We start from the raw sequence: 23,576 nt of genomic DNA, 5'->3' as shown, positions 1-23,576 counted from the left end.
AGCTTTCTAGTCGCCCAATCCCCTGATTTAGGGGAATTAGATTGCATTGATGATGGATAAAACTCCCAGCAGGGTGATTAGACCGGTTTCCTGCAGACTATATCTCCCCCGAGGGGTGTTATCTAGCACGAATGGTAGATAATACCTCTGCAGAGGTGGATTAGACCGCTTCGAAGGAGGTAATGCTGATGAATTACAAGTTAGACGCGCGACTCGAAGTCGTTCGGGGGAGTTGGAGAGGCTCTTAAACGCCTTTCCCCGCTAGTGTTCAAGCGGATGTCCGCCTCAGAATGTTCAACCAGTAATGGGAGGGCAGCATCAGCAGATGAGGTTAAGTGTTGAAGCACCTTTGGAGCCAAATCGAGGGTGCAGGCTAGGGCAAGGTTGCTAGGGATAATGCAAATGAATCCTTGATGAGGCTTCGTTAATCGTAGTGCTCGAAAGGGCTGACACGAGCATGTTGGGGCACATGGGGGTTGGCGGCGTCTAAACGCCAACTAAGAACACCCCGCCCCCGGAGTAGAGAGGAGTCCTAAGGCAACCGCATCTCCACCCCGTGCGGAACGAGGAAACCCCGATAGAGTCCTGATTTTGCCTTCAAAATCGGGTAAGCGATGGGCAACCAAAGCTGAATTCTTTAGCGGGCACAGGATGTCCCAAGACGCGAATGCTGCCAGCCGAAAGGCAACCGGAAACCATAACGGGGCAGATAGGGCAATACCTAACCCGAAAGGGTGCTGACGTGGGACAGGTGATGGTCTTGACTGAAGGTGAGATGAGACTTAACTGATTGGGAAAAGTTAGGTGCAAGCTCCGGTTTGCAAACGTAACCGTCAGGACAACTCGTAAGGGTTGTTAAGAATCGGAGACACTGAATCTCAAGACATTGCTTGAGCCGGGTACGGTGAAAGTCGTATGCACGGTTCTGAGGGGAGGGAGGAAGCCATATCTAAAACTTCCTCCTTTACCCGACAGATTAGTTTTGAAGCGCCTCAGTAGCTAGTCAAGCTTTTCCTCATCCAAACTTCCTTAAAGAGCCCACTCTGTGGTGCTGTAACGCTAAACCCTTATAACTATGACAAAGATAGAAGAGCCGCTTAGACAAAACAAAACGCATTCTGAGAGATGGATTGGATTATTGGGAGCAGCAGGATTTTTCACTTTTCTGGGCTCAGTGATTGGACAGGGTCTTGAGGGGCATACAGCACTAACTCTTGAAAGGCTAAAATATGAGTACTCTCTTATCTCAGACATTTTGTCTAACAAAGACATTTCAAACGAAGACGCTACCGAACAATTAAGATTTTTGACTGAGATTGGAGCTGTCAAAGTCTTAGACACAGAAAGTTTGGACAAAAACGCAGAAAGCCTAGAAAAGTTGCGAACTTTACCAGCTCAGAGCTCAATCTCTCCCATAACCGTTACTCGACTTGCATTTGAAACTCCTAGTTATGGAGTCAGAGTTTTTGAATCAGGCAATCGGCTCGCCATGAACGCGTTCAATAAACTTATAAATGGACAGGAATTGAATGGGGCTGCTGCTACTTTTGTACCAGCTGAAGAACCGTATGAGCAAGCTGTCAGCTATGTCGCTTATGGAGAAAAAAATGGCATACCAGTGCAGTATTTTGTTCGCATTAACAGCATGGGCATGGGCATTTTAGAAATTTACAGTACTCAAGACCAGCGCCTCTTTCAGGAACAAGCCTCCGGTGATGTCATAAGCAACCTTCCTAACTCAGACTTACCGACTAGCTTCAAAGCTATTCCCCCGTAGACTCATTCCTCTAACGTAGGAAAAAAGTGATCGCCTATCGTCGTAGGCTGGGTTGACAATAGGAAACCTGCATCGCTTGACTAGGCTAGAGGTGCAATCTCACTTCAAGCCGTAATCGTGGATGCGATCGCCAGGTTAAAATGATAAACATAATAGCTTCGTTTCACCAAGCCTCAGACGAGGAGATTCTCAAATGCCATTAGCTGAACTGATGTCACAAATCCAGGAACTTCCAAAAATTGACAAACTTCGGCTAATGCAGTTCCTTGCTACAGAGCTAGTTAGGGAAGAAGACGCAAATTTCTTTGTTGCGAACCAAGAGTATCCAGTTTGGTCGCCGTACAATTGTTCTGACGCTGCTAATACTTTGATGAAGCTTCTGGCAACGAAGCAGCAAGAGAAGAATGGTTGACGCTCAAAGATTTTCTTATAAGATCATCGACAGCAACCTTGGCATGGTTGATCGAATGCCATACCTGCCTTTGACTCTCGACTTCAATGGTCAATCCTTGAACGTCGAGGGTTTATTGGATACAGGCGCTAGCGTAAATGTTCTCCCGTACGAGTTGGGAACGCAACTGGGTTTAATCTGGGAGAATGAAACACTCTCGGTTCTATTAGCAGGAAATCTGGCTCGATTTGAAGCTCGTGCAGTGGTTATTGCCGCACAAGTCAGTTCTTTTCACACTGTTGATCTTGCATTTGCCTGGACGCAAGCACCTAATGTGCCTTTAATTTTGGGTCAAGCTAATTTCTTTTTTGAGTTTGATGTTTGTTTTTTCCGTGCGCGTTCTGAATTTGAAGTCCGTCTCAAGCAGGGTGAGTAAGCATAAAGACAGGATTGCTAATTGAAAGTGATCGGTCGTGCATGTCTAACAACCCGGTTGGAGCGGACTGATAAGAGATCTTGGTCATGCTGCGTAGGCTACTAGCAGCCGCTCAACCGGAACGTTGGGCGGCAATGGAGGAGACCTAAGATGAATGAACTAAATATCCAAGAACTTGTGAAAGTTGCTGAAGCTTATGAACAACTCCTCGCCCCAGCTTTGTTCACAGAATGGACACCTCGGTTAGCGGATGCAGCCGACATCCAGGAAGGCCAACACGTCCTGGATGTTGCGTGTGGCACCGGAGTGCTGGCACGAGTCGTTGCCGAGCGGGTTGGTCGTAATGGATCGGTGTCGGGGGTGGATGTTAATCCGGGTATGCTAGCCGTCGCGAACCGCATCGCCCCAGCGGTTGAGTGGCGTGAAGGAGACGCTGAATCGTTGCTTTATGCAAACGACAGCTTTGATGCCGTCCTTAGCCAGTTCGGGTTGATGCTCTTTGCAGCCCCCATAATCGCCCTACAAGAAATGAGGCGCGTACTAAAGCCCGGTGGTCATTTGGCAGTAGCGGTGTTTGGCTCTCTGGAAGATTTGCCCGCCTATGGTGCTATCGCTAATGTTTACGAGCACCAGGTCGGTAAGGCGGTAGGCGATGCGCTTCGTATGCCCTTCTCGATGGGTGATCCGGACACACTTGCATCGGTGTTCGCTAGTGCAGGGATTACTTCCGCGGCAATCAGAATGGAGGAGGGCATGGCTCGCTTTTCAAGCGTTAGGAATATGGTGCTTGCGGACGTGAAGGGATGGTTCCCGTTTGCGGGCATCCATCTAAACGAGGATACAATTGAAGCCGTTGTCGAAGAGGCTGAAACTGTGCTGGAGGCGTTTCAGACTGATAGCGGCGCAGTAGAGTTTCGAGTACCAGTTCACATCATTACAGCAACAAAATCATGATTTTGTGGGAAGTTTGCGACCTTAGGTGATTTACCGCCCAACAATGCCCATGCACACAGCCTGCTGAGCAGTTAACTGTTGGGATGCAGTCCGCATCCTCAACGGCTCCCGAACTTGGCCCTAGCTAGTAGCTCAGCTCTTAGTGCATGCGGCGCGGCGGCGGTGCTGTTTTGTTCGAACCCCTTGGACTGCACCATGAACCGATCGGTCATGTCCTCAGTTGATTGGCCAATGCTATTGTCTAGGTGCTTATGGTCGCTTGCCGCTGAGCCCACCAGGCAAATGCCCCACTGACGGCAAACATCAGCAGCGAGTAAATCGCGGCAGGAATCGCCATCGCTGGTGTGTTGAGGAAGGCAGGTGCACTTGCGATCGCAATGGCTAAGGTTCCATTGTGGATGCCCACTTCGATGGTAATCGCCGTCGCGCTGCGATTATCTAGGCTTGCCAGGGTTGCGATCGTATATCCCAACGCCATGGTGAGCACCATCAACGCCAACATCATCCACCCCACCTGCAAAAAGAAACTCCCCACATTGGCCCGCTCCTTGACCAGCAGCCCTGCAATGATTAACCCCAGAAAAACCAGAGACAGCCACTTCACCCAATGAAGCAACCCTAGCCCTTTGGTCATGGCAACCGTGATCATGGATGAGGTTTCACTAGACATGAAGCTCTCGCAGGAAATAAAAATGATCTTTGCCATCTGAGTCTTTTCTGCGCCCAAGATAGCCTGCTAGCGGCGAAGACAACTCGATCAAAATTTCATGGAACTCTTCTCGACTTAGAGAGGGAGCGCGCTTCGAGACGACATATACGGCATGGAGGGAATCGACATTGGCATCATCTGCTTTAGCATCTTCCAAATAATGTCGAATCTGGTCAACAATGTAAGCGCGTAATGCTAGCTGCGCTTTCACTTTTTGAATATACTTGTCAACCTCGTCATCGGCGCGACCATCGGCTAGGTACTCTTTCAGTTGCAAGAGATCAATGGAGCCTGGATGCTGGTGATGAAGTTGTACTAGATTTTCGAGAGTTGTCGGATTGATGATTGCCATACCGTGTACCTTTGCAGCTTTTTCTAGCTGAGATGTGGGTTCACCAGGGCCAATAATTAACTTAGCAGCAGTCCTATAGGTTTCTTTATCAGTTAGTCTTAAGGTACCGAGATTGAGAAGCTGAACAGCGGTGTCGTTGGGAATTCTCTTGCCAGACTTGCACTCACCAATAAGAGCGTAAGGTTCGGAACAGGCTAAGTCTAAACCACCTGCGCCCCCTCTGTGAGAAAGTTCAATTTTGAAGCCTAAATATTGCAGGCTATCTCGCACAGCAATTTCGAAATCCGCACCGGCCTGATAGTTGCTCTTACCTTCATCTTCCTCCATGCTGCGGTTGCCTAGAGCTGCTACCTTGTGAATCCAGTCCAGATTGGGATCGATTGGAGTAGCAGGTCTATGGCTGTGCCAGCCTAAAAGATTTCTAGTTTCGTACCTTAGCACTTCATCGGTAAGAGATGACTGCGAACGGAAGGCGAAGGCAGCCTCTAACTTTTCTAATTCTGGATGAGGTGGTGGGGCGAATTGCTCTAAACGTTGATGTTGACGAGCAAATTTTTGATCGCTTAGAACTGGCAAAGTATCATCGACTGGGAAATGATTCGGTAATTGAATGAATCGACCCGCCTTATCTGGACTGACCCAAGCTTCCCTAGTCTCAATTGGTTGATGCAGTTGGAAGACTCGCAGAGACGCTAGAAATATTCTATTTCTTTCAGTTATAATAGCCTGTAGTCCTTCGGTGGTCCAAACAGTCAGACGAGAGAGTGCCCGCAGTTCTTCAACCTCGCTGTAGATTTTGCAGTCTTCAAATTTTGCCCAAGCTGTAATAGGTGGTGTTTGACCACCTATTACAGGCTGCTGTAGAGGCACGCTTGAGAGAAAGCCTGATCGATAAAGCTGCTTGGCATGGGAATTTAGCTCTGGAAGTTCAACTGGACACAGCAAGAAATAAGGCGCACATCGAAATGCCTTGGACATGGCGACAACTGTGCGTCCCTGCATTAAGGCTTCCAGATCGAGAACAGGCACACAAAGAGCTGTAGAAACTAGAAAGGTATCACTCATTGCCGGTTTAACTGGCTAGCAAGAGTTCTTCAGCAACATCATCATCTGATTCAGCTGCCTCGGCGATGGCACGCTCAAACTCTTCATCCTCGTCGGTAACTTCGACTGGAGCCTCGCCAGATGGGTCGCTTAAAATCTCGCGAATCAAGAGATTCTCCAGAATTAGATCTTTGCGTTGATTGAGGAATTTTTCAAATGCATCTTGGCTTAAATCATAATCCTCAAGCGATCTGGCAACCTCTCGAAGTGCAATCAGTGGCCTCATCTCTTCTGGCTGAAAGCCTGCCCATTCTCCACCCAGCTCTTGAGTTAATCTTCTCAGACAGTCATTGGCAGTGCGCCAGTGCGGGGCAATTGTCTTAGAGCGCACCAGACACCCCCGTGTTAAATCAAAGTCTCTATACCAAGTCAAACGCTTTATACCTGCTCCTACACTTTTCCCATGAGAGTTCTGCAAGACTCCAACTCCAATTTTTACCTCATTGCCATTTTCACGACCGATAATGCGAAACTGCATATATCCACTGCTTTTATACTTCGGGGCAACCTCTCTATCTACCGATTCAATAGTGACACCTTCAAGGGTTTGACCACTGAGTCGAGTAAAGGCAAAGGCGAGTGCATTGGCAATCTTTTGATTATCGTCAAGTATGTCTTCCAAGCTTGACTCAATCTCGTCATAAACTCGGCTAACTTCCTCTACCGAATCAATAGGCACAACTGAAAACCTCTCCGCACATAGCTTGAGAAATTCACGAACAGTAGGTTTTCCTCTACCAATATCTCTGAGTTCGCTTTCATCGAAAGGATAAAGCTCATGGGGGGGCTCCAAATCGTGTTGTTGGTAGAATCGCTGAAGCCAGCACTTTACTAGCTCAACCGTAGTATCTTCATTGAGTGGTCTAAGCTCGATTTTTTGCTCGGCTATTCTATCCTCGATAGCCTCATTTTGAGGCAATATTTTGACTTCTGTTTGCCAAGTTTGAGGATACATAGTGGTCACCAAGATCCCACATCTTAAGCTGTTGTAGATATCTTTGCCAAGGCTGGCAACAACCATAGCTCTTGTGAATCCACTCACGTCTACGACATCTTCATCACCGCATTCAGCACCATCTAATTCATCAAAGCAAATAATCGGTGTTTTGTAGTGGCTAATCAGATTTAAGAGTTGCATCGCGCTACTAAACGCATAAATTTCCTGATCCCTTTCGCTAACTTCAGGGAGTCCTAATCTATTAGCTTGAGATTCTGTAATTTCCTTGCCGGCCAGCCAGTTGAGCGCATAGGGAGCATGAACAGCCGATAAAGTCCAAAGTAAAGCTCTAATGATATAAGGATCTTCAACGCCAAGGTTTAGCTGGAACACTTTGGCAATGATTTTTTCAATAAGCTGAGGATTCTTAGCCACGGCTCTAGGAAATTGGGCAATCAGGTGATGAGGCGTGAAGTCCTTCTCTAGCGCATGGTTCAATAAGGCCGTAACAACCTCTTGGCATTGCATGACTTCTTGGCTACCAGGTTTTCTCAGGCTCAGTACGAGGCCCTGTAGAAACTGATGTTTAATTGAACTGAGGTTACCGTACTCACTCAAATACACAAATACGCCGTTGCCCTGCTCCTGTAAGCGATGACGGATTCGGCTCAGGATATGGGTTTTACCCCTTCCCTTTGGAGCAAGCAGGGCAATACCTAGGGTAGCAATTCTACTTTCCTCGATTTTCTTAGCTGCGTCTAAAATAGCTTTAGAGGCATGACTATTGATAGAAGGAATATCAGGAAGTTCATTGGCCCAGATCTGCTGGGTCTTGACCACAAAATGTCGATCGAAGGGGTTGTGAGTTTGAATAGCACGGTTGATTTCATCTAGAGAAGTGAAAGCAGGCATAGGGATCTCACAGGGGCTGCATAGTGTTTTCAGGGGTCAGCTTTAAGATGCTAAGTGGATTATCTTTTGAGGCGCTTGGCGTAGCAGCGAAGCTTACCAAACTTAGTGGTAATAGAGTCTTCAATTTTGTCAGGGGCGCTATCTTCTACACTCCCTTCCAAGAATTCAAACATATCATTGGCCTGCATCTCTAGCATCCAGTCGTTAAACTGGGAACGGGAAACGCGCTCACCGATGTGCCGACGAATTCGATAGATAGGCACAAAGTTATCTAAGTTGTAGTCGCGATTGAGCTGGTCGAATATTTCTGACGCAACTTCGGTAAACTCTTCATAAGAGCTAATTGGCTCCGTAGCTCTGCCGTTGCCATTCATCGCAAGGCTGGGCTGCCCCTGCGCCCGTATCCAGCGTAACAAGGCATTGACGGTTCTAGCGCCCACGTTGCCGTCATATTCAAAGGCTTGGTTCTGCAAGCACTGATGCAATAAGTTCAATCCAGAGGTAGTGATAGAAAACTTATTATTGGTGATTTTGATCACGTCTTTCGCATCTAACTTATCGATGATTGGCTGAAAATCACTAGATTTCTCATCTCCACGTGTTGCAAACGGCATTAGGTCGCCTTTTTTAACATCGTTTCCTCCCAAAGCCCACAGGGCTAGAAGAAAGCGAGTCTGAGCATGGTTGATATCGTTATTCCTTAAAGCCATTGATAGTCCTCTATACTAAATTTCCTAAAAGAATTTGCATGGCGTGCAACTATGCTGTAAAAACTAGGCCTGTACACTCTGAGGCAACTTCGTCAGTTACATATATACATATAAGCCCTATAGGTCTTCTTCAATTATTTACAGAATGTCCAAGCATAATCAGAACTAAACTTTCTCTAGATTGCATCTTTAAGTAAACTTTTAGAATACTTTAAGAACTGCCAACCGGAAGGACACAATAGGTTAGCAATACATTCACATTGTAGATATATAGCCATCCTTGGTGATTATTGAGAGCAGAGTACTAGACTTTAGTACAGTTTTTCATGCGTAGCGTGGATCAGCCGGAGGGGGACCCACGGGCTTAGCCATCGTGAGCGTATTGGCATCCTGTGGGTCTCGTAGCCTCGACTCACGTTAATGGGGTGTTTGTTCATACCTCCAGGATGTGCCCGTCAAGCCAAATTGATGTCTTGATCAGGTCTAGTATCTCAAAGGCCCCAGACTATCAGCCTACTCACAGTCCTGATTCAGCTTTCTCAGAAAGCCCTTATTCACCGCTTAGGTGGCGGTCAGAGAGCCCTCAGGCATCCCCTTCACTATAGGAATCAAGATGATTGATTCGTTGAACACACCTGAAGGAGCTATTCATTATGCAACGCATCGCCCTTTCTCTCCTCACCGTTGCCACCCTCGGCATTGTGGTTGCCCCCGCTAGCTACGCCGCCCCTGACTTTGACCAGCTACGCCGGGAAAACCTAGACAAGGATGCGGTTAACTTCGACGAGATCCGCCAGGAAAATCTCGACAAGTCCGGTAAAGTTGACTTCGATCAACTGCGTCGGGAAAATCTGGAAAAGGATGCCGTCGACTTCGACGAGATCCGCCAGGAAAACCTAGAGAAGTCTAGCAAGGTTGATTTCGACCAGCTGCGTCGGGAAAACCTGGATAAAGATGCCGTCGATTTCGATCAGCTGCGGCGGGAAAATCTGGAGAAGGATGCCATCGCTACCGTTGAATAATTAACCTTGGCCTGAGGTCATCCTCTTCGTCGGTGCTTTGAGGCAGAAGGTTTGTACAGTTGCCCCTTGGTTATGGCTGAGGGGCGATTGTGCTGCATAAACTTGGTGCAGGCTCCTTGGGTGGATCAATCATCTGCTGCACCGAGGGGCTCCAGTGAGTTAGCTGGAGCCTTTTCTCGGTCTTTCGCCCATTGCTGCGCGGCTGCTTCAGGGCCTTGTAAACGCTGTCAAGGGTGCGATCGCACTTGGCAGCTAAGGGGCGACAGTCGGGAGCATGAGTCATAACTGTAGGCCCTCTCAGGGTTACTCGATGTTGGCAATGCGGAACCCCATCTGACACTCGTATTGCTCAGGTTGAGCCTCTGACATCCTGGCCAGTAAGCGACCGCAGCGCAACTCACCATGGTGCCAGCGGGGTCGGCCGTGCTGATCAGCCATGAGACAACTTTGACAGACTGCACTAGGGGACAGGAGTTGATTTTCCATTAGGACGACCAACATACTGAACCAACACCTCCCAAATCGTTTGCATCGGCACTGAAGGCTGTCCCTATTCTATTTCAGTCCATCCGAGCCGATGTGCGATTTCATACACACCTTTACCAAGCCTAGTTTGACGGCCAGCCTCAATAACTCCTAGCCTGCCTACCGTCCTGAGTAGGTGGCGCTAAGATGCTTTCCAATGGGTCATTTTCCCCTTGGTAGATCGTCATGGGCTGGCCTGAGACAGAGGTTAATCTTGACTTGAGGATGCCGAGGGTTGAATCGTGCGGCGTTGCTTAGATGAGGACTTACCGCGTCCCTGCTTAGAGGGCGATCTCTGCCCGTGGCGTTCTGTCTCGGTGATCTCAGTATGAATTTCATGCCGTTGCCAGGATGGGCTCATCTGGTCGTAGGCCATTTGCAAGGCCGCCGCGGCAATAGTACGTAAATCATAGGATTCAGTCAGCTGAGACACGATGGGCAGGAAAGATGCTAACCGTTCACTGGTAATGGCATCTTCCACCTGAGCCTGTAGCCGCTCTAGATGACGAGCTGCGATCTCAGCCCGAGTGGGAATTTTAGCGAAGGCCAGCTTCTGCTGGATGTGGCGCTCAATCTGGCGCAGCTTATATTTTTCCAGAGGATGCACTAGGGAGATCGCCATCCCTTCTTTTCCTGCCCGGCCGGTGCGACCAATGCGATGAACATAGCTTTCCACCGAATCGGGAAGTTCGTAGTTGATCACATGGGTGAGATTATCAACATCAAGGCCACGGGCAGCAATGTCAGTAGCCACGACCCATCGCACTTGTTGCTGACGAAAGCGTAAGATCAACCGCTCACGCTGGGACTGGGTTAGATCACCATGGTACTCATCGACGCTGTGCCCAGCGGCCTGTAGTTGTCGGGTGAGTTCGGCGGCAGTGCGACGAGTGCGGACGAAGATCAAGGCTGACTCTGGATTCTCCATCTCCAGAATCGGTTGCAACGCTCGGCTCTTGCTCCAGCCTCTAGGAACGACATAGACCCGTTGCTCAATACGAGTGGGGGCTGATTTAGCCGCTTCCACGGTGACTGTGACCGGAGATCGCAAAAACTTGGTGGCCAGTTCACGAATAGTCGGAGCCATAGTGGCGGAGAAAAAGGCAGTCTGACGCTCGGCTGGGGTACAGTTGAGAATGGTCTCGACGTCCTGAATGAAGCCCATATTCAGCATTTCATCGGCCTCGTCCAGCACTAGCCAATTGACCTGGTCAAGGTTGAGGGCGCCTCGGTTGATCAAGTCCAAGACTCGCCCTGGGGTGCCGACAACGACTTGGCTGCCCCGGCGCAACCGCCGCATCTGCTGATCGATGGATTGGCCTCCATATACCGCCAAAATTTTCAGGGAACGATCTGTATTTAAATCGCGCATGGCCTGGCAGACCTGAATGGCCAGCTCCCGGGTAGGCGTTAAAATCAGCGATTGTAGAACCGGTATACGGGGATCAATTTGTTCCAGTAACGGTAGGGCGAAGGCGGCCGTTTTGCCAGTGCCTGTCTGGGCTTGGCCCACGACATCCCGTCCTGAAAGCAGATGGGGAACGGCTTGGGCCTGAATCGGCGTCGGCTCTCGAAAGCCTAGCTTTTCTAAATGGTGAACTTTGTCTGCTGACAGACCCAAACCAGTAAATGACAGTGTCATAGAGTCTCCTTGGAAAGTAATCTCGGTCGTAACCAATCGTTTCTACCGCTAGACCAGAAAACTTAGCTCGGAGACAGGAGGTCTTGCCCAAGCTGCTCGCGGTCTAGCCTGCTGATCAGGACATCACCACAGTGCCGAATAGATCGTAGGTATCGGCGGCTTCTATATGGACGGGCACCTGTTGTCCCAGGCAGGTCGGTCCGCTCACATAGACTAAGCCATCCACATCAGGGGCAAATCGAGGAGAACGACCGATAGATTTGCCCGTGGCAGGGTTTTGCTGCTCGATTAGAACCTCAACAATTTGATTAATTTGGGCTTGATTACGGCGGCAGGAAATCGGTTGCTGCAGCAACATTAATTGTTCTCGTCGCGCTGCCTTAATCGCTTCGGGCACCTGATTGGGAAGGTCATGGGCAACGGTGCCAACCTCGGGGGAAAAGGTAAATACGCCCACGTGATCGAACTCATGGCGGTGAACGAAGTCCATCAGGTGTTGGAAATGGGTGTCGGTTTCCCCAGGGAATCCGACGATAAATGTGGTTCTGAGGACAGCTTCTGGCAGAGCAGTTTGGAGCCGTTCAATCACAGTGTCGTTGACATGGCCTTGCCAAGGCCGATGCATGGCCCGCAAGATGTCGGGGTGGGAGTGTTGTAAGGGTAGATCTAGGTAGGGCAATACGTTGGGAGTTGCTTGAATGGCAGCAATGACCTCCTCTGTTAACCCGGTAGGATAGGCGTAATGAATGCGAATCCAGGGAACATCGACGTCGCCCAGCGCCCGCAGCAGATCGGCTAAGCGAGGACGACCGTAGATATCGACGCCATAGTGGGTCGTAATCTGGGAGATCAGGCAGATTTCCTTTACTCCTTCCGCTGCTAGTTGGTGGGCCTCAGCGACGATGGACTCGATCGGGCGAGAGCGCTGATCTCCCCTCAAATGGGGAATGATGCAAAAGGCACAGCGATAGTTACAGCCTTCAGCGATGCGCAGGTAGGCAACACTCTCGGTAGTGGTGCGATAGCGGGGAACCGTTTCGTCGGCAATATAGGTGGGCTTAGCAGAAATTGCCTTGACCCGTTCTCCGGCTTCAGTCTGTTCAATGACTTGCACGATTTGGTGGTAATCACCAGTGCCCACTAGGGCAACGGCTTCAGGTAACTCTTCTAGTAGCTCCGATTGAAAATGCTGAGCTAGGCAACCGGTGACGACAAGCTTCTTATTGGCTTCGGCTAGCTCCACTAGGGTCCGGACGGACTCTTCGCGGGCAGCTTCGATGAAACTGCAGGTGTTAACAATGACATAATCGGCCAGTGCTTCATTGGCATCGACGGGATACCCTGCCTGCACGAGTAATCCCAGCATGTGCTCTGTATCGACTCGATTTTTCTCACAGCCAAGGTGAGTAAAGGCAATCGTTGGCTTGTGATCCATAAGGTGCTGTTGAGTGTCGTCTGACAATGACTGCTAATGCTAAGGAGCAAGACAGCTGATCTGAATCTGACCGTGAGGGTGTAGCGATACTCGACGGATGACTCAGCCCCTATTGACCATAGCGCCTGTAACCGTTGTTAACAGTAGCACCTGGAGATAAGGGAAAATTTGTCTCAAATCGCAAAAACCCTAGGGCGTCATCATAACATAACTATACAAATAGTGACCATTTCGAGTCCTGTAATGAGTCGGGGACGCGATTTATAGGCCGTTCCGATCGCCTCCGTTGATTCAGGACACGTCACCTCAGCGCAGAGATGGTGTCTGGGGGAGTGAGCTTGTTAAAGTAAACTGGGTGAGGACAGCGGCATCATTGCCGCCGATGTTCCCCTGGTTGAGGTCTAGCCCGAGACAATAACCCCCGTGGACTTAACACAAATTTTTCGCACTCCCAACCCTGTCATTGGCGTCGTTCATCTATTGCCCCTACCCACATCACCTCGCTGGCAGGGTGATTTACAGCTGGTTATCGATCGGGCTGAGCAGGAGGCGACGGCACTAGCGTCGGGAGGGGTAAATGGCATTGTGGTTGAGAACTTCTTTGATGCACCTTTTGCTAAGGATCGGGTTGATCCAGCTGTAGTGAGTGCCATGACGCTGATCGTGCAGCGTTTACAGCAATTGGTGACGCTTCCCATCGGCATCAATGTGCTGCGCAATGATGGCCACAGTGCCCTTGCGATCGCATCCTGTGTGGGGGCGCAATTCATTCGAGTCAATGTATTAACCGGGGTGATGGCAACGGATCAAGGGCTGATCGAAGGCAATGCCCATGACCTGATGCGCTATCGCCGGGAGTTGGGCAGCGATGTCAAGATCATCGCCGATGTGCTAGTGAAGCACGCCCGCCCCTTGGGATCGCCAAATTTGACTACGGCGGTGCAGGAAACCCTAGAGCGGGGATTGGCCGATGGCATTATTCTCTCTGGCTGGGCCACAGGCAGCCCTCCTAGTTTGGAGGATCTGGAGCTAGCCCGAGCCGCGGCCCAGGATCATCCTGTCTTCATTGGCAGTGGGGCTACCTGGGAAAATATTGCCAAATTGATGCAGGCGGCGGATGGTGTGATTGTGGCCAGTTCCCTGAAACGGCGGGGAGATATCAGTCAACCCATTGATCCAATTCGAGTCAGTCAGTTTGTAGAAGCCATGCAACGCAGCCTATCGAGCCAAGAATCTATGGCCGCAGTGGCGTCCATGGCTCTGTCCTAAGCACTCAGGGGAATGGCCTAGCCTTGGCAATGAACCTGATGGGGCAAAATAGGAGCTAGGTTTCGATCGGAGTCTGTCATCTTTGCCGAGGAGATATATGGGACGTCGCCGTCAGGAAACGCTCTGGATTCATCGCTGGTCTCGCTGGTTGATTGGGGCGATTGCTCTGATTGGAGCTGCTGAAACCGCTTACTTAACGGTCATCAAATTCATGGGAGATGGGGCAGCTTGTCCGACGGAGGGATGCGATCGCGTCCTCGCCAGCGCCTATGCCACCGTGTTCGGCTTACCCCTTCCCCTGTTTGGGTTTTTGGCCTATGGGGCCATGGCTGTACTGGCCCTAGGTCCTCTAGGAATCCGATCAGAGGGTCATAAAGACCGTCGCCAACAGCTTGAAACCACCAGCTGGTGGTTATTGTTTGTGGTCTCGTTGACCATGGTGGTCTTCAGTGGCTACCTGATGTATGTCATGGCCTTTGAGATCCAAGCTGTGTGCGTCTACTGCATTGGCTCGGCCCTATTTACCCTGACCATGCTCAGCCTCACCCTGCTGGGCCGCCGCTGGAAAGACATGGGGCAGTTACTATTCATTGGCCTGATCGTTGCCATCATCGCCCTGGTCGGCACCCTAGCCGTCTATGCCCCCATCACTGGCGGCGGATCTGCCCCAACCACCTCTGCTGCTGGCGAAACGGGACCACCCATCACCACAACCTCTGGTGCGGCGGAGATGGCGTTGGCCCAGCACCTAGACGACACCGGTGCCAAGATGTATGGCGCCTGGTGGTGTTCCCATTGCCATGATCAAAAACAGCTCTTTGGCCAAACAGCCGCTAAGGAGATTCCCTACGTCGAATGTGACCCAGAAGGCGTGACCCCCCAAACGGCACTGTGTCGGTCCCAGGATGCCGTCACCGGCTTCCCCACCTGGGAAATTAATGGCAAGTTCTATCCAGGAGTACAGCCTTTAGAGGCCTTGGCGAGGCTTTCAGGCTACAGCGGTCCGGATGATTTTCAGAATTGATGCCGGTGCTCCATCTTGCTAGCCAAGCAACTTGGGGAAATGTCGCTTCTTAGTTTTTTTACGGGGCATATTGCTTGTGGTGAGCCCGCCGAACTGCTTGTGGTGAGCCCTTCGGCATTGCTCAGGACAGGCTGTCGAACTACCGCCCTGGACCCTGCGGAAGGGCTGCCCTGTAGCCATTTCCCTCGGGTCTGGTAGCCCATGCCCCAGTTGCCAGCACAGGTAACTGAACGGCTGCTGCCGACTGGCCTTTATGTGTGGTGTGTGTGTCAATGAGCCAATCCTTAGACTCCTTCTTCTCGCAAGCACTGACTCGTCGAACGGTTCTTAAACTCTTTGGGATTAGCGGCGCGGCTGGTTTAATCGGCTATTCCCGTCTGAAAAAGCCGCAGCCTACGGTGTTCCAGCAAGATCGCCTGTCCTTACCCCAGCAGGTGCAACCGCCCGTGACCGCTGTTATTGTCGGCGGTGGCCTGGCTGGATTGGCCACGGCCTATGAACTCAGCCAACGGGGCGTCGCCGTCACGCTGCTAGAGCGCTCCCCGCAGCTGGGGGGCAAGATTGCCAGCTGGCCAATCCAGGTAGGGGACGAGCACTTCATGATGGAACATGGCTTCCATGGCTTCTTTCCCCAGTACTACAACCTGTTCAATCTGGTGGATGAACTCAATATTCGCCAGAATTTCAAATCGCTGAATTTCTATTCTGTGGTCTACAAAGACCACTATGATCCTGAGGTGTTTCGCCCTAGCCATTCCGCCTTTCCCTGGAATGTCATCGACCTGGCGATCTCATCGCCAAATCGGTTTAGCTGGGGCATTAACTTGGTCAACATCAAGCACCTGCAAGTCTTTCGAGAGATCACGGGTTTCCGTAACCCCCAGAGCTACCAGCGCCTCGATGATCTGTCGGTGGCTGACTGGGTGGCCCAAGACTTTCCCCAAGGGCTCTACGAGCTCTACTTTTTGCCCTTTGCCAAGTCCAGTCTCAACGCCCCCGATCGCCTCAGTGCTGGGGAGTTGATGCAATTCTTCCATTTCTACTTCTTCGGCAATCCTGAGGGGTTGGCCTTTAACGGCACTTGTCAAGACATGGGTCGCAGCCTGGTCGATCCCATGGTGGCCGCGATTGAGGCCAACGGTGGTCGCGTGTTGACTAGCGTCACTGTCAGCCAACTGCGGTGGCAAGACGGACAGCTGGCGGGGCTGACCTATGAACAGGGCAACCCGGCCGCGACGGCGGTGCCGTTTTGGCTGGACCGCAATCCACTGCTGCAAGCGGAAGGGGTTGAGTACTTTGGGGCTGGTGATCAACTCTTTGCCCTGGCCGCTGACAGCGATACGGCCCTGTCTCTCACCTGTACCCATCAGGGGTGCAGTGTGCAGCAGCAGGGAGCCACCCTGGACACCGGCTTTACTTGTCCCTGCCATGGTGCCACCTACAATGGCCAGGGCCAGGTGCTGCAGGGGCCAGCCCGGGAAAACTTGGGCCGCTATCGGGTGGTGCAACGACAGGGGGATCGCATCCAACTGGTTGCGATCGCAGCGCCCCCAACGACGACCAGTGACCCCCTCACCGCTGATTACTACGTGCTGGCCGCCGATATTCCTGGGATTCAGCACCTGTTTGCCCTATCGGCGGGCACCGTCAATCCCACCGTGGCCGCCCAAGTGGCGCAACTGCAAGTGGCCGATCCCTTCGCCGTGGCTCGCTTTGTTCGATCGCGACTTCGAGTGGGAGCACAGCTGTAAGGCCCTCGATGTGGCTGACGCTCACCGACAGCATTACCCTCTACCACCGCATCCAGGACGATTACATCGCCTGGGCAGACAAGACCGGCGGCAGTGTGGTGGAACTGCATGCCTATTGCTACAAAGAAACCGAATTCCCCACCCAGGCTGATCTGTTAGCCACCTTCGAAGCCGAACTCTATGAGATTGTGCCGTCGTTGCGCCAGGCCCAGATGTTGCATCGGCAATTGGTCAACCAGAAAAACTTCGCCGGCTTCCCGCCGGGAAGCTTCGCCCAGCGACCAGAGACCAGCACCGCAGTCCCCAACCTGATTTTTGCCGGGGATTGGGTGAAAATGCCATTCCCTTGCGGCCTGATGGAGCGGGCCGTCAGCAGTGGCCTGCTGGCAGCCAATACGATCCTGCAGCGGCAGGGGGTGCAGCGGCGACCGCTGTTGTCGGTGAACCCGGAAGGGATCTTGAAAATCTAGGCTGTAAGTGACGAACCTAGTACGGCAAGGCAAACGTCAGACCATGCAGTTGGGGCAGGAGATGGCAATGGACGGTATCCAAGAGATTAAGCATCATGGCGCATCCGACTCAGGGCGGCGAGGTCCATCGCCGTCAACTGAGGCTGTCTCCAAGCGCAATCAACTGCGGCAGTTATCGATCAATCCCAACCACTGGTACGCCGTTGCCCGCAGCGATGAGGTGGGTCAGCGTCCCCATGGGGTGGTGCTCTGGCAGCAACCCGTGGTGCTCTATCGCGATAGCCAGGGACAGGTGCAGGCCCTGGCAGATCGCTGTCCTCATCGGCAGGTGCGCCTGAGCCAGGGGCAAGTGAATGGCGATCGGCTCGTCTGCGCTTACCACGGCTGGCAGTTTGATGCCGCCGGCGCCTGTGTCCATATTCCCTACCTGGGCGAGAAGCAACGGCTACCCAACTGTGGGGTGCGGCCCTATCCGGTGCGGGAACAAGACGGCTTCATCTGGATCTTTCCGGGGAACACGGACGCCATGGCGTCTCGAGGGGTGGCACCATTGCCGTTGCCGGAATGGGATCACCTGAATTACATCGTCACCGTCTCGGTGATTGATGTGAACGCCCACTATTCGTTTCTGATCGAGAACCTGATGGACATGTACCATGGTCATCTCCACGACGACTATCAGGCCTGGAAAGATCCGATTCTCAAGCACCTGCAGGCAACCTCAGAGCGGGTAGATGCCCACTATCAGGCCCAGAGTTACTACCGCATCGATAAGATTTGGTCGGTCTCGCAGCTATTCATTCCGGCCCTGCGGCAGTTGCATCCAGAGCCCCTCGATGTCAGCTACGTCTATCCCAATTGGGTGGCCACCCTGGGGCAAGATTTCAAGATCTGCTGCCTGTTCTGTCCGGTGGATCTGGCCCATACCCGGGCCTACTTGCTCCATTTCACCTCGCTGCATGCCTTTCACCGACTCCATAAGCTGCCAGTGACGTTCCGCCGCTGGCTCAAAACCCGCCTGTTTGGTGCCGCCCAGCCGCTGTTAGATGGCTTGGTGGCGCAAGATGTGGTGATGCTAGAGCAGGAACAACAGGCGTTTTGGGCCGATCCCCAGGCCCAGGGGCCGGAGCTGAATTCTGCTTTAGCGGCGGTGCAGCGGTTGATGCGGCAGCAGGCGGAAACCGTGGTTTAGAATAAACGGTGGTTAATCGGGCCCGTGCTATGGATGTGATTCCTGCAATTGATTTACTGGATGGCCGCTGCGTTCGCCTCTACCAGGGAGACTATGACCGGTCTCAGGTATTCAACGAGGATCCGGTGGCGGTGGCCAAGCAGTGGGTGGAGCAAGGGGCGACCCGGCTGCACTTGGTCGATCTAGACGGGGCCAAGCTAGGGCAGCCCCAGAACTGGCGAGCCCTCGAAGCCATCGTCGAGGCCGTCGAGGTGCCGGTGCAGGTGGGTGGGGGCCTACGCCATCGCCAGCAGGTGGCGGACCTGTTTGAGTTGGGGGTTCGCTATGCCATTTTGGGCACGGTGGCGGTGGAACAGCCTCAGTTGGTGGGTGAATTGAGCCGGGAGTTTTGCGATCGCATCATCGTCGGCATCGATGCCCGCAACGGCAAAGTGGCCACCCGCGGCTGGCTGGAAACCTCAGAAATCGATGCCCTGGAGCTGGCCCAGCAAATGACCACCCAGGGAGCCGCCGCCATCATCTACACCGACATTCAACGGGATGGCACCCTGCAAGGGCCCAACCTGGAGGCCCTCAGGGCCGTAGCCACTGCCGTGGCGATTCCGGTGATTGCCTCCGGCGGCGTCAGTTCCCTGCGAGATCTCTTGAAGTTGCTGACCCTAGAGCCCTCCGGCGTGGCCGGGGTGATCATCGGCAAAGCCCTCTATACCGGCGACATTTCCCTGAAAGAAGCGGTGCGGGCTATTGGGCCAGGGCGCTGGCAAGACGTGCCCCCCATCTCTGGGTCCACCTTTGGCTGATCCATCTTCTGGTTAGACTATGGTCACCACTTTACTGCTGATAATCGTTGCGATCGCAGGGGGCATCGCCGTGGCCATCCAAGGGCAGTTCATGGGCGTCATGGACCAGACCATCGGCACTCGCGAAAGCATTTTTATCACCTACGTGGGCGGCGGCGGCATCATGGCGGCCATTATGCTGGCCAGCCGCTGGGGCAACCTGCAGGCCTGGCATACGGTGCCCTGGTATGTGCTCACCAGTGGCGTGTTGGGCATTGTCGTCGTCGGCACCATTGGCTATGTGATTCCCCGCCTGGGTCTAGTCACCGGCTTTACCCTGATCGTCTCCTCTCAATTTATTTTGGGCCTATTGATCGACGCTCAGGGTTGGTTCGGAGCCGAGGTGCGCCCCCTCACCGCCATGAAGGCAGTGGGGCTGGGCCTGCTCCTGGCTGGCATCACGTTGATTATGAAATAAATGAAATAAGGGGAGACCTCAAGCTCAGCACCACCCCGTGGGCCGAGGTCGACCCGCAAACAATGAGATGATTGATCTGAGGTTAGGCTTTACCATAGCAATTAATATTGAGCTTGAGACAATCAGGCGCTAGATAGTTCCCGAGGACCTGGTGATAGCCGCGACCCTTGCCAGTTTTATGGCTTCCTAGTTTCCCTGCCCATGACAACTAGATGCAATCAAATCTGGGTGCTGTCGACTCCGCAACGGGTAGTTGCATGCTCCCGGCTGCCTAGTCCGAGGCGTTCTTTCGCCAAGGCTAACCCTGTATAGACTATGCATCTTACAGTTACCCATGGCGGTTATCTAGCCGGGCTAGTGGTGTTGGGAACAAGAGTTATCCCAGCAGCCCCAGCGGCTGAGACTGAGACAGTCGAGGTAGGGATCTATCAAAATCCGCCCAAGGTGTTCATTGATGGCACTGGCAATCCCCAGGGCTTTTGGGTAGACCTGCTGGATGCCATGGCCCAGTCAGAAGAGTGGACGGTGGAATATGTGCCCTGTGATTGGGACGCTTGCCTGGAGGCAGTAGACCAAGGGCATTTAGATCTAATGGTGGACGTGGCCTATTCCGAGAGTCGCGACCAGCGCTTCGACTTCAACCAAGAAGTCGTCTTTGCCAGTTGGTCTGCCGTCTATACTCACCCTGATGTTGAGATCGAATCGATTCTCGATTTGGACCAGAAACGGGTAGCCGTACTGCGCGACAGTATTCAATATGAGGCTTTGGCAACCCAGGCTGAGTCCTTCGACATCCAACCCCAGTTCGTCGAAGTGGCTAGCTTTGAGGCCATGTTTGAGTTGCTGCAGCAACGAGCCGTCGATGCTGGGGTTGTCAACCGCTTTTTTGGCGAAATGGCCAGCGCCGAGTACCAGGTCAAACGCACCAATATTTTGATTAGCCCGACCAGGGTGCACTTTATTACGGCGAAGGGAGACAATTCCCACCTCCTGGCCGCGATTGACAACCAGCTGCAGGTACTAACTAGAGACTCAAATTCCGTCTACTATCGGGCTCTGGAGCGATGGCTGCAGCCAGAGAGGGGAGTGGGGTGGCAGCAGGTGGTGCGCCATCATCTGACGCACATTGCGGTCTATACCCCAATCATTGGCTTGCTCTGCTTTGCCCTGTGGAACCGGGCCCTACGGCGAGAAGTCAGGCGCCGAAAGGAGATTGAATGGCAACTCCAGCAACAAGATGCTCAAAACCGGGCCATCTTAGCTGCTGTGCCTGATTTCATGTTTCGGGTCGGGGCCGATGGTGTCTATCGCGGTTTCGTTGTCCCCCATCGAGAGTCAACCCTGGTTCCAGACAGAGACATTGCCGGTCACACCATGGCAGAGCTGCTACCGGCTGATATTGCTGAACGCCAGATGCACTATTTGCAGCAGGCGCTAGCCACCGGAGAAATTCAAGTGTACGAGCAAACCCTTGTCGTGGACGATCATCCGCGGCATGAGGAGGTGCGGGTGGTTAAAAGCGATGAGGATGAAGTCCTGTTAATGGTGCGCGACATCAGCGATCGCAAGGCCTCGGAAAGGGCACTACGAGACAGCGAGGTCCGCTATCGCAAAGTGGTCGAAGCCCAAACCGACTTTATTTTGCGATCGCGCCCCGACACCACCATTACCTTTGCCAACCCTGCCCTGTGTAAGGCACTTGGGGTGTCCCTGGATAAGATCGTCGGCAAGCCATGGAACGACTTTGCCAACGTAGATGACCTAGAGCAAGGTGCTTTCCAAGCACTCAGCAAGCTCAGTCCCGACAATCCCCGTTGCTTCGTGGAAAATCGAGATATTCGGGCCGATGGCCAGGTGGGATGGACCCAATGGCTCAACGAAGCTATTTTCGATGACTCTGGACAGTTGATTGAGATTCAATCCGTCGGGCGCGATATTACCAAGCTGAAGCAAGCGGAGCAGGCCCTACGCGATAGCGAAGAAACCCTACGACTCGTCACCGAAAACATGAGCGATTTGGTGTGTCTCCACGCCCCTGATGGTCGCTATCTCTACGTCACGCCATCCAGCCAAGCCTTACTCGGGTATCCTCCTGAAGACTTGATTGGCCAAGATCCCTATGACTTGTTTCACCCAGATGATCGCGAGCTGATTCGCCGGAGCAGCCACACCGTCGCCCTGGCAGGACACTCCACATCTATCACCTATCGCATCCGCCAAAAAAATGGGGAGTATATCTGGCTAGAAACGATTGCCCAGCCGATTCTGAATGCAGCAGGACAGGTGATTCACCTGCAGAGCACTTCCCGGGAAATCAGCGATCGGGTGCAGATGGAACAGCAGCTGAAGCATGATGCCCTACACGATCGCCTGACGGGGCTGCCCAACCGTACTCTGCTGATGGAACGGTTAGATTTGGCTTTGAAGCGAGCGAAACGACATGGCCACTCGCAGTTTGCCGTCATGTTTTTAGACCTGGATCACTTCAAGGTCATCAACGATAGTCTGGGGCATCTAGCCGGGGATGAGTTGCTGATTTCGGTCGCCGCGATTTTGCGCAGGGTGATTCGTGATACTGACCTCGCCGTGCGGTTAGGCGGGGATGAATTTGTGCTGCTGTTAGAAGATATCACCGATGTTGCGCAAGCCGTAGACGTTGCCGAGCGCATCTTGGCTATCTTGCAATTACCCCTGCCGATAGCAGACCATGAAGTGTTCACAGATACGAGCATCGGCATCGTCGTGGGCAGTGCTGTCTATCAGAATGCCGAAGAACTGGTGCGTAATTCAGATTTAGCCATGTACCAGGCTAAGCAACAGGGACGGGGACAATACGCCATCTTTGATCCAGAAATGCATCAGCAAATGATGCAGCGCCTTCAGATAGAGAACGATTTGCGAAAAGCCCTAGGCAATCAAGAATTCTTGCTTCATTATCAGCCCATTGTCTGCCTTAAAACGCAGCAGGTTCGAGGCTTTGAAGCATTGTTGAGGTGGCAACATCCGCAAAAGGGGCTGATGCTGCCCGGTGAATTTATTCGGGTGGCAGAAGAAACGGGATTGATTATTCCCATTGGTGAGTGGATTTTGCAGACAACCTGTCAGCAATTAACCCAGTGGCAAGCGGTATTTCCCAGCCAGGTCCTAGAGATCAGTGTCAATTTGTCAGTCAAACAACTGCAAGGACCTATTCTCAAGCATGTAGCCACGGCTCTGGCAGCCAGTAATCTGCAGAAAAATTCCTTGGCCTTAGAAATTACAGAAAGTATGCTGATGGAAAATATCGATGTTACCTACCAGCTACTAGCGCAAATTAAGGCCCAGAGCGTTCGGCTCAGCATCGATGACTTCGGCACGGGGTATTCATCCCTGAGTTACTTACACCGTCTGCCGGTAGACTATCTCAAAATTGATCGCACCTTTGTTAGCTCAGACCAAGTCGATGGCCGTAACCAAACCATTGCCGAGTCCATCATCACGTTGAGTAATTTATTAGATCTAAAAGCCATTGCCGAAGGGATTGAAACCCCGCAACAACTGCAGTGGTTAGCAGCCCTTGGCTGTGAACTAGGTCAAGGCCATTTATTTCGAGGGGCCATGTCTGCAGAAGACGCCACTCAATATCTGCACCAGCAGCTGCCCCAATAGTGCCAAAGATGTCGGTAGGGGTTACAGCCGCCATTTGGAGGTGGCGATAACACTATTCG

The 23,576-nt window shown here is 52.3% G+C and carries 18 protein-coding genes and 1 pseudogene; 12 read left to right on the top strand and 7 right to left on the bottom strand.

Annotation, left to right across the window (positions count from 1 at the left end):
- Positions 1-1,075 precede the first annotated feature (1,075 nt).
- From XM38_RS08900 to XM38_RS08885, 4 genes are all read left to right on the top strand, one after another.
- Positions 1,076-1,777 carry a hypothetical protein gene (locus tag XM38_RS08900; protein ID WP_080811955.1) on the top strand — a complete coding sequence of 234 codons (702 nt, stop codon included), beginning with the start codon at positions 1,076-1,078 and terminating at the stop codon, positions 1,775-1,777.
- Between the two features lie 193 nt (positions 1,778-1,970).
- Positions 1,971-2,189, top strand: a complete 219-nt coding sequence (locus tag XM38_RS08895; protein ID WP_080811956.1) for a hypothetical protein — start codon at positions 1,971-1,973, stop codon at positions 2,187-2,189.
- On the top strand, positions 2,182-2,604 hold the full coding sequence (locus XM38_RS08890) for an aspartyl protease family protein (RefSeq protein ID WP_080811958.1): 423 nt from the start codon (positions 2,182-2,184) through the stop codon (positions 2,602-2,604). The genes XM38_RS08895 and XM38_RS08890 overlap by 8 nt, the downstream gene beginning before the upstream one ends.
- A gap of 150 nt (positions 2,605-2,754) precedes the next feature.
- Positions 2,755-3,558 carry a methyltransferase domain-containing protein gene (locus XM38_RS08885; RefSeq protein ID WP_080811959.1) on the top strand — a complete coding sequence of 268 codons (804 nt, stop codon included), beginning with the start codon at positions 2,755-2,757 and terminating at the stop codon, positions 3,556-3,558.
- 241 nt (positions 3,559-3,799) lie between these two features.
- On the opposite strand, the gene XM38_RS08880 is transcribed toward XM38_RS08885, so the two are convergent.
- Genes XM38_RS08880 through XM38_RS08865 form a run of 4 tightly spaced genes read right to left on the bottom strand, consistent with a single transcriptional unit; the run spans position 3,800 to position 8,282 of the window.
- Complete coding sequence (locus tag XM38_RS08880) at positions 3,800-4,228, bottom strand: hypothetical protein (RefSeq protein ID WP_256995565.1); 429 nt, start codon at positions 4,226-4,228, stop codon at positions 3,800-3,802.
- Entirely contained in the window at positions 4,221-5,684 is a 1,464-nt protein-coding gene (locus tag XM38_RS08875) for a DUF1802 family protein (RefSeq protein WP_080811961.1), read from the bottom strand. The genes XM38_RS08880 and XM38_RS08875 overlap by 8 nt, the downstream gene beginning before the upstream one ends.
- A gap of 7 nt (positions 5,685-5,691) precedes the next feature.
- Complete coding sequence (locus XM38_RS08870; RefSeq protein WP_080811962.1) at positions 5,692-7,572, bottom strand: ATP-binding protein; 1,881 nt, start codon at positions 7,570-7,572, stop codon at positions 5,692-5,694.
- 59 nt (positions 7,573-7,631) lie between these two features.
- Positions 7,632-8,282, bottom strand: a complete 651-nt coding sequence (locus XM38_RS08865) for a hypothetical protein (protein WP_080811964.1) — start codon at positions 8,280-8,282, stop codon at positions 7,632-7,634.
- A 653-nt stretch (positions 8,283-8,935) separates the two neighbouring features.
- On the opposite strand from XM38_RS08865, the gene XM38_RS08860 reads away from it, so the two are divergent.
- Positions 8,936-9,304, top strand: a complete 369-nt coding sequence (locus XM38_RS08860) for a hypothetical protein (protein ID WP_080811966.1) — start codon at positions 8,936-8,938, stop codon at positions 9,302-9,304.
- A 303-nt stretch (positions 9,305-9,607) separates the two neighbouring features.
- On the opposite strand, the gene XM38_RS08855 is transcribed toward XM38_RS08860, so the two are convergent.
- The 3 genes from XM38_RS08855 to rimO form a co-directional block, all read right to left on the bottom strand.
- Positions 9,608-9,805: a hypothetical protein gene (locus XM38_RS08855; protein WP_080811968.1), complete on the bottom strand. Its 198-nt coding sequence runs from the start codon at positions 9,803-9,805 to the stop codon at positions 9,608-9,610.
- Positions 9,806-10,037: 232 nt separating this feature from the next.
- Positions 10,038-11,471, bottom strand: coding sequence for a DEAD/DEAH box helicase (locus tag XM38_RS08850; protein WP_080811970.1), 1,434 nt, complete (start codon positions 11,469-11,471; stop codon positions 10,038-10,040).
- A gap of 115 nt (positions 11,472-11,586) precedes the next feature.
- Entirely contained in the window at positions 11,587-12,906 is a 1,320-nt protein-coding gene (rimO, locus tag XM38_RS08845) for a 30S ribosomal protein S12 methylthiotransferase RimO (RefSeq protein WP_080811972.1), read from the bottom strand.
- Between the two features lie 423 nt (positions 12,907-13,329).
- On the opposite strand from rimO, the gene btpA reads away from it, so the two are divergent.
- From btpA to XM38_RS08810, 7 genes and pseudogenes are all read left to right on the top strand, one after another.
- Entirely contained in the window at positions 13,330-14,175 is an 846-nt protein-coding gene (gene btpA / locus XM38_RS08840) for a photosystem I biogenesis protein BtpA (RefSeq protein ID WP_080811973.1), read from the top strand.
- 97 nt (positions 14,176-14,272) lie between these two features.
- Positions 14,273-15,199 carry a vitamin K epoxide reductase family protein gene (locus tag XM38_RS08835; protein ID WP_088429553.1) on the top strand — a complete coding sequence of 309 codons (927 nt, stop codon included), beginning with the start codon at positions 14,273-14,275 and terminating at the stop codon, positions 15,197-15,199.
- Between the two features lie 272 nt (positions 15,200-15,471).
- Positions 15,472-17,420, top strand: a pseudogene (locus XM38_RS08830) (FAD-dependent oxidoreductase).
- A 7-nt stretch (positions 17,421-17,427) separates the two neighbouring features.
- On the top strand, positions 17,428-18,612 hold the full coding sequence (locus XM38_RS08825) for an aromatic ring-hydroxylating dioxygenase subunit alpha (RefSeq protein ID WP_225889245.1): 1,185 nt from the start codon (positions 17,428-17,430) through the stop codon (positions 18,610-18,612).
- 29 nt (positions 18,613-18,641) lie between these two features.
- Entirely contained in the window at positions 18,642-19,412 is a 771-nt protein-coding gene (hisA, locus tag XM38_RS08820; protein ID WP_088429551.1) for a 1-(5-phosphoribosyl)-5-[(5-phosphoribosylamino)methylideneamino]imidazole-4-carboxamide isomerase, read from the top strand.
- Positions 19,413-19,431: 19 nt separating this feature from the next.
- Positions 19,432-19,869, top strand: coding sequence for a DMT family transporter (locus XM38_RS08815; RefSeq protein ID WP_080811979.1), 438 nt, complete (start codon positions 19,432-19,434; stop codon positions 19,867-19,869).
- 315 nt (positions 19,870-20,184) lie between these two features.
- On the top strand, positions 20,185-23,517 hold the full coding sequence (locus tag XM38_RS08810) for an EAL domain-containing protein (protein WP_080811981.1): 3,333 nt from the start codon (positions 20,185-20,187) through the stop codon (positions 23,515-23,517).
- The last annotated feature ends 59 nt before the right edge of the window (positions 23,518-23,576 follow it).

This window comes from Halomicronema hongdechloris C2206, assembly GCF_002075285.3.
GTDB classification, from domain to species: Bacteria; Cyanobacteriota; Cyanobacteriia; order Phormidesmidales; family Phormidesmidaceae; genus Halomicronema_B; species Halomicronema_B hongdechloris.
This window is presented reverse-complemented; position numbering and strand designations above follow the sequence as displayed.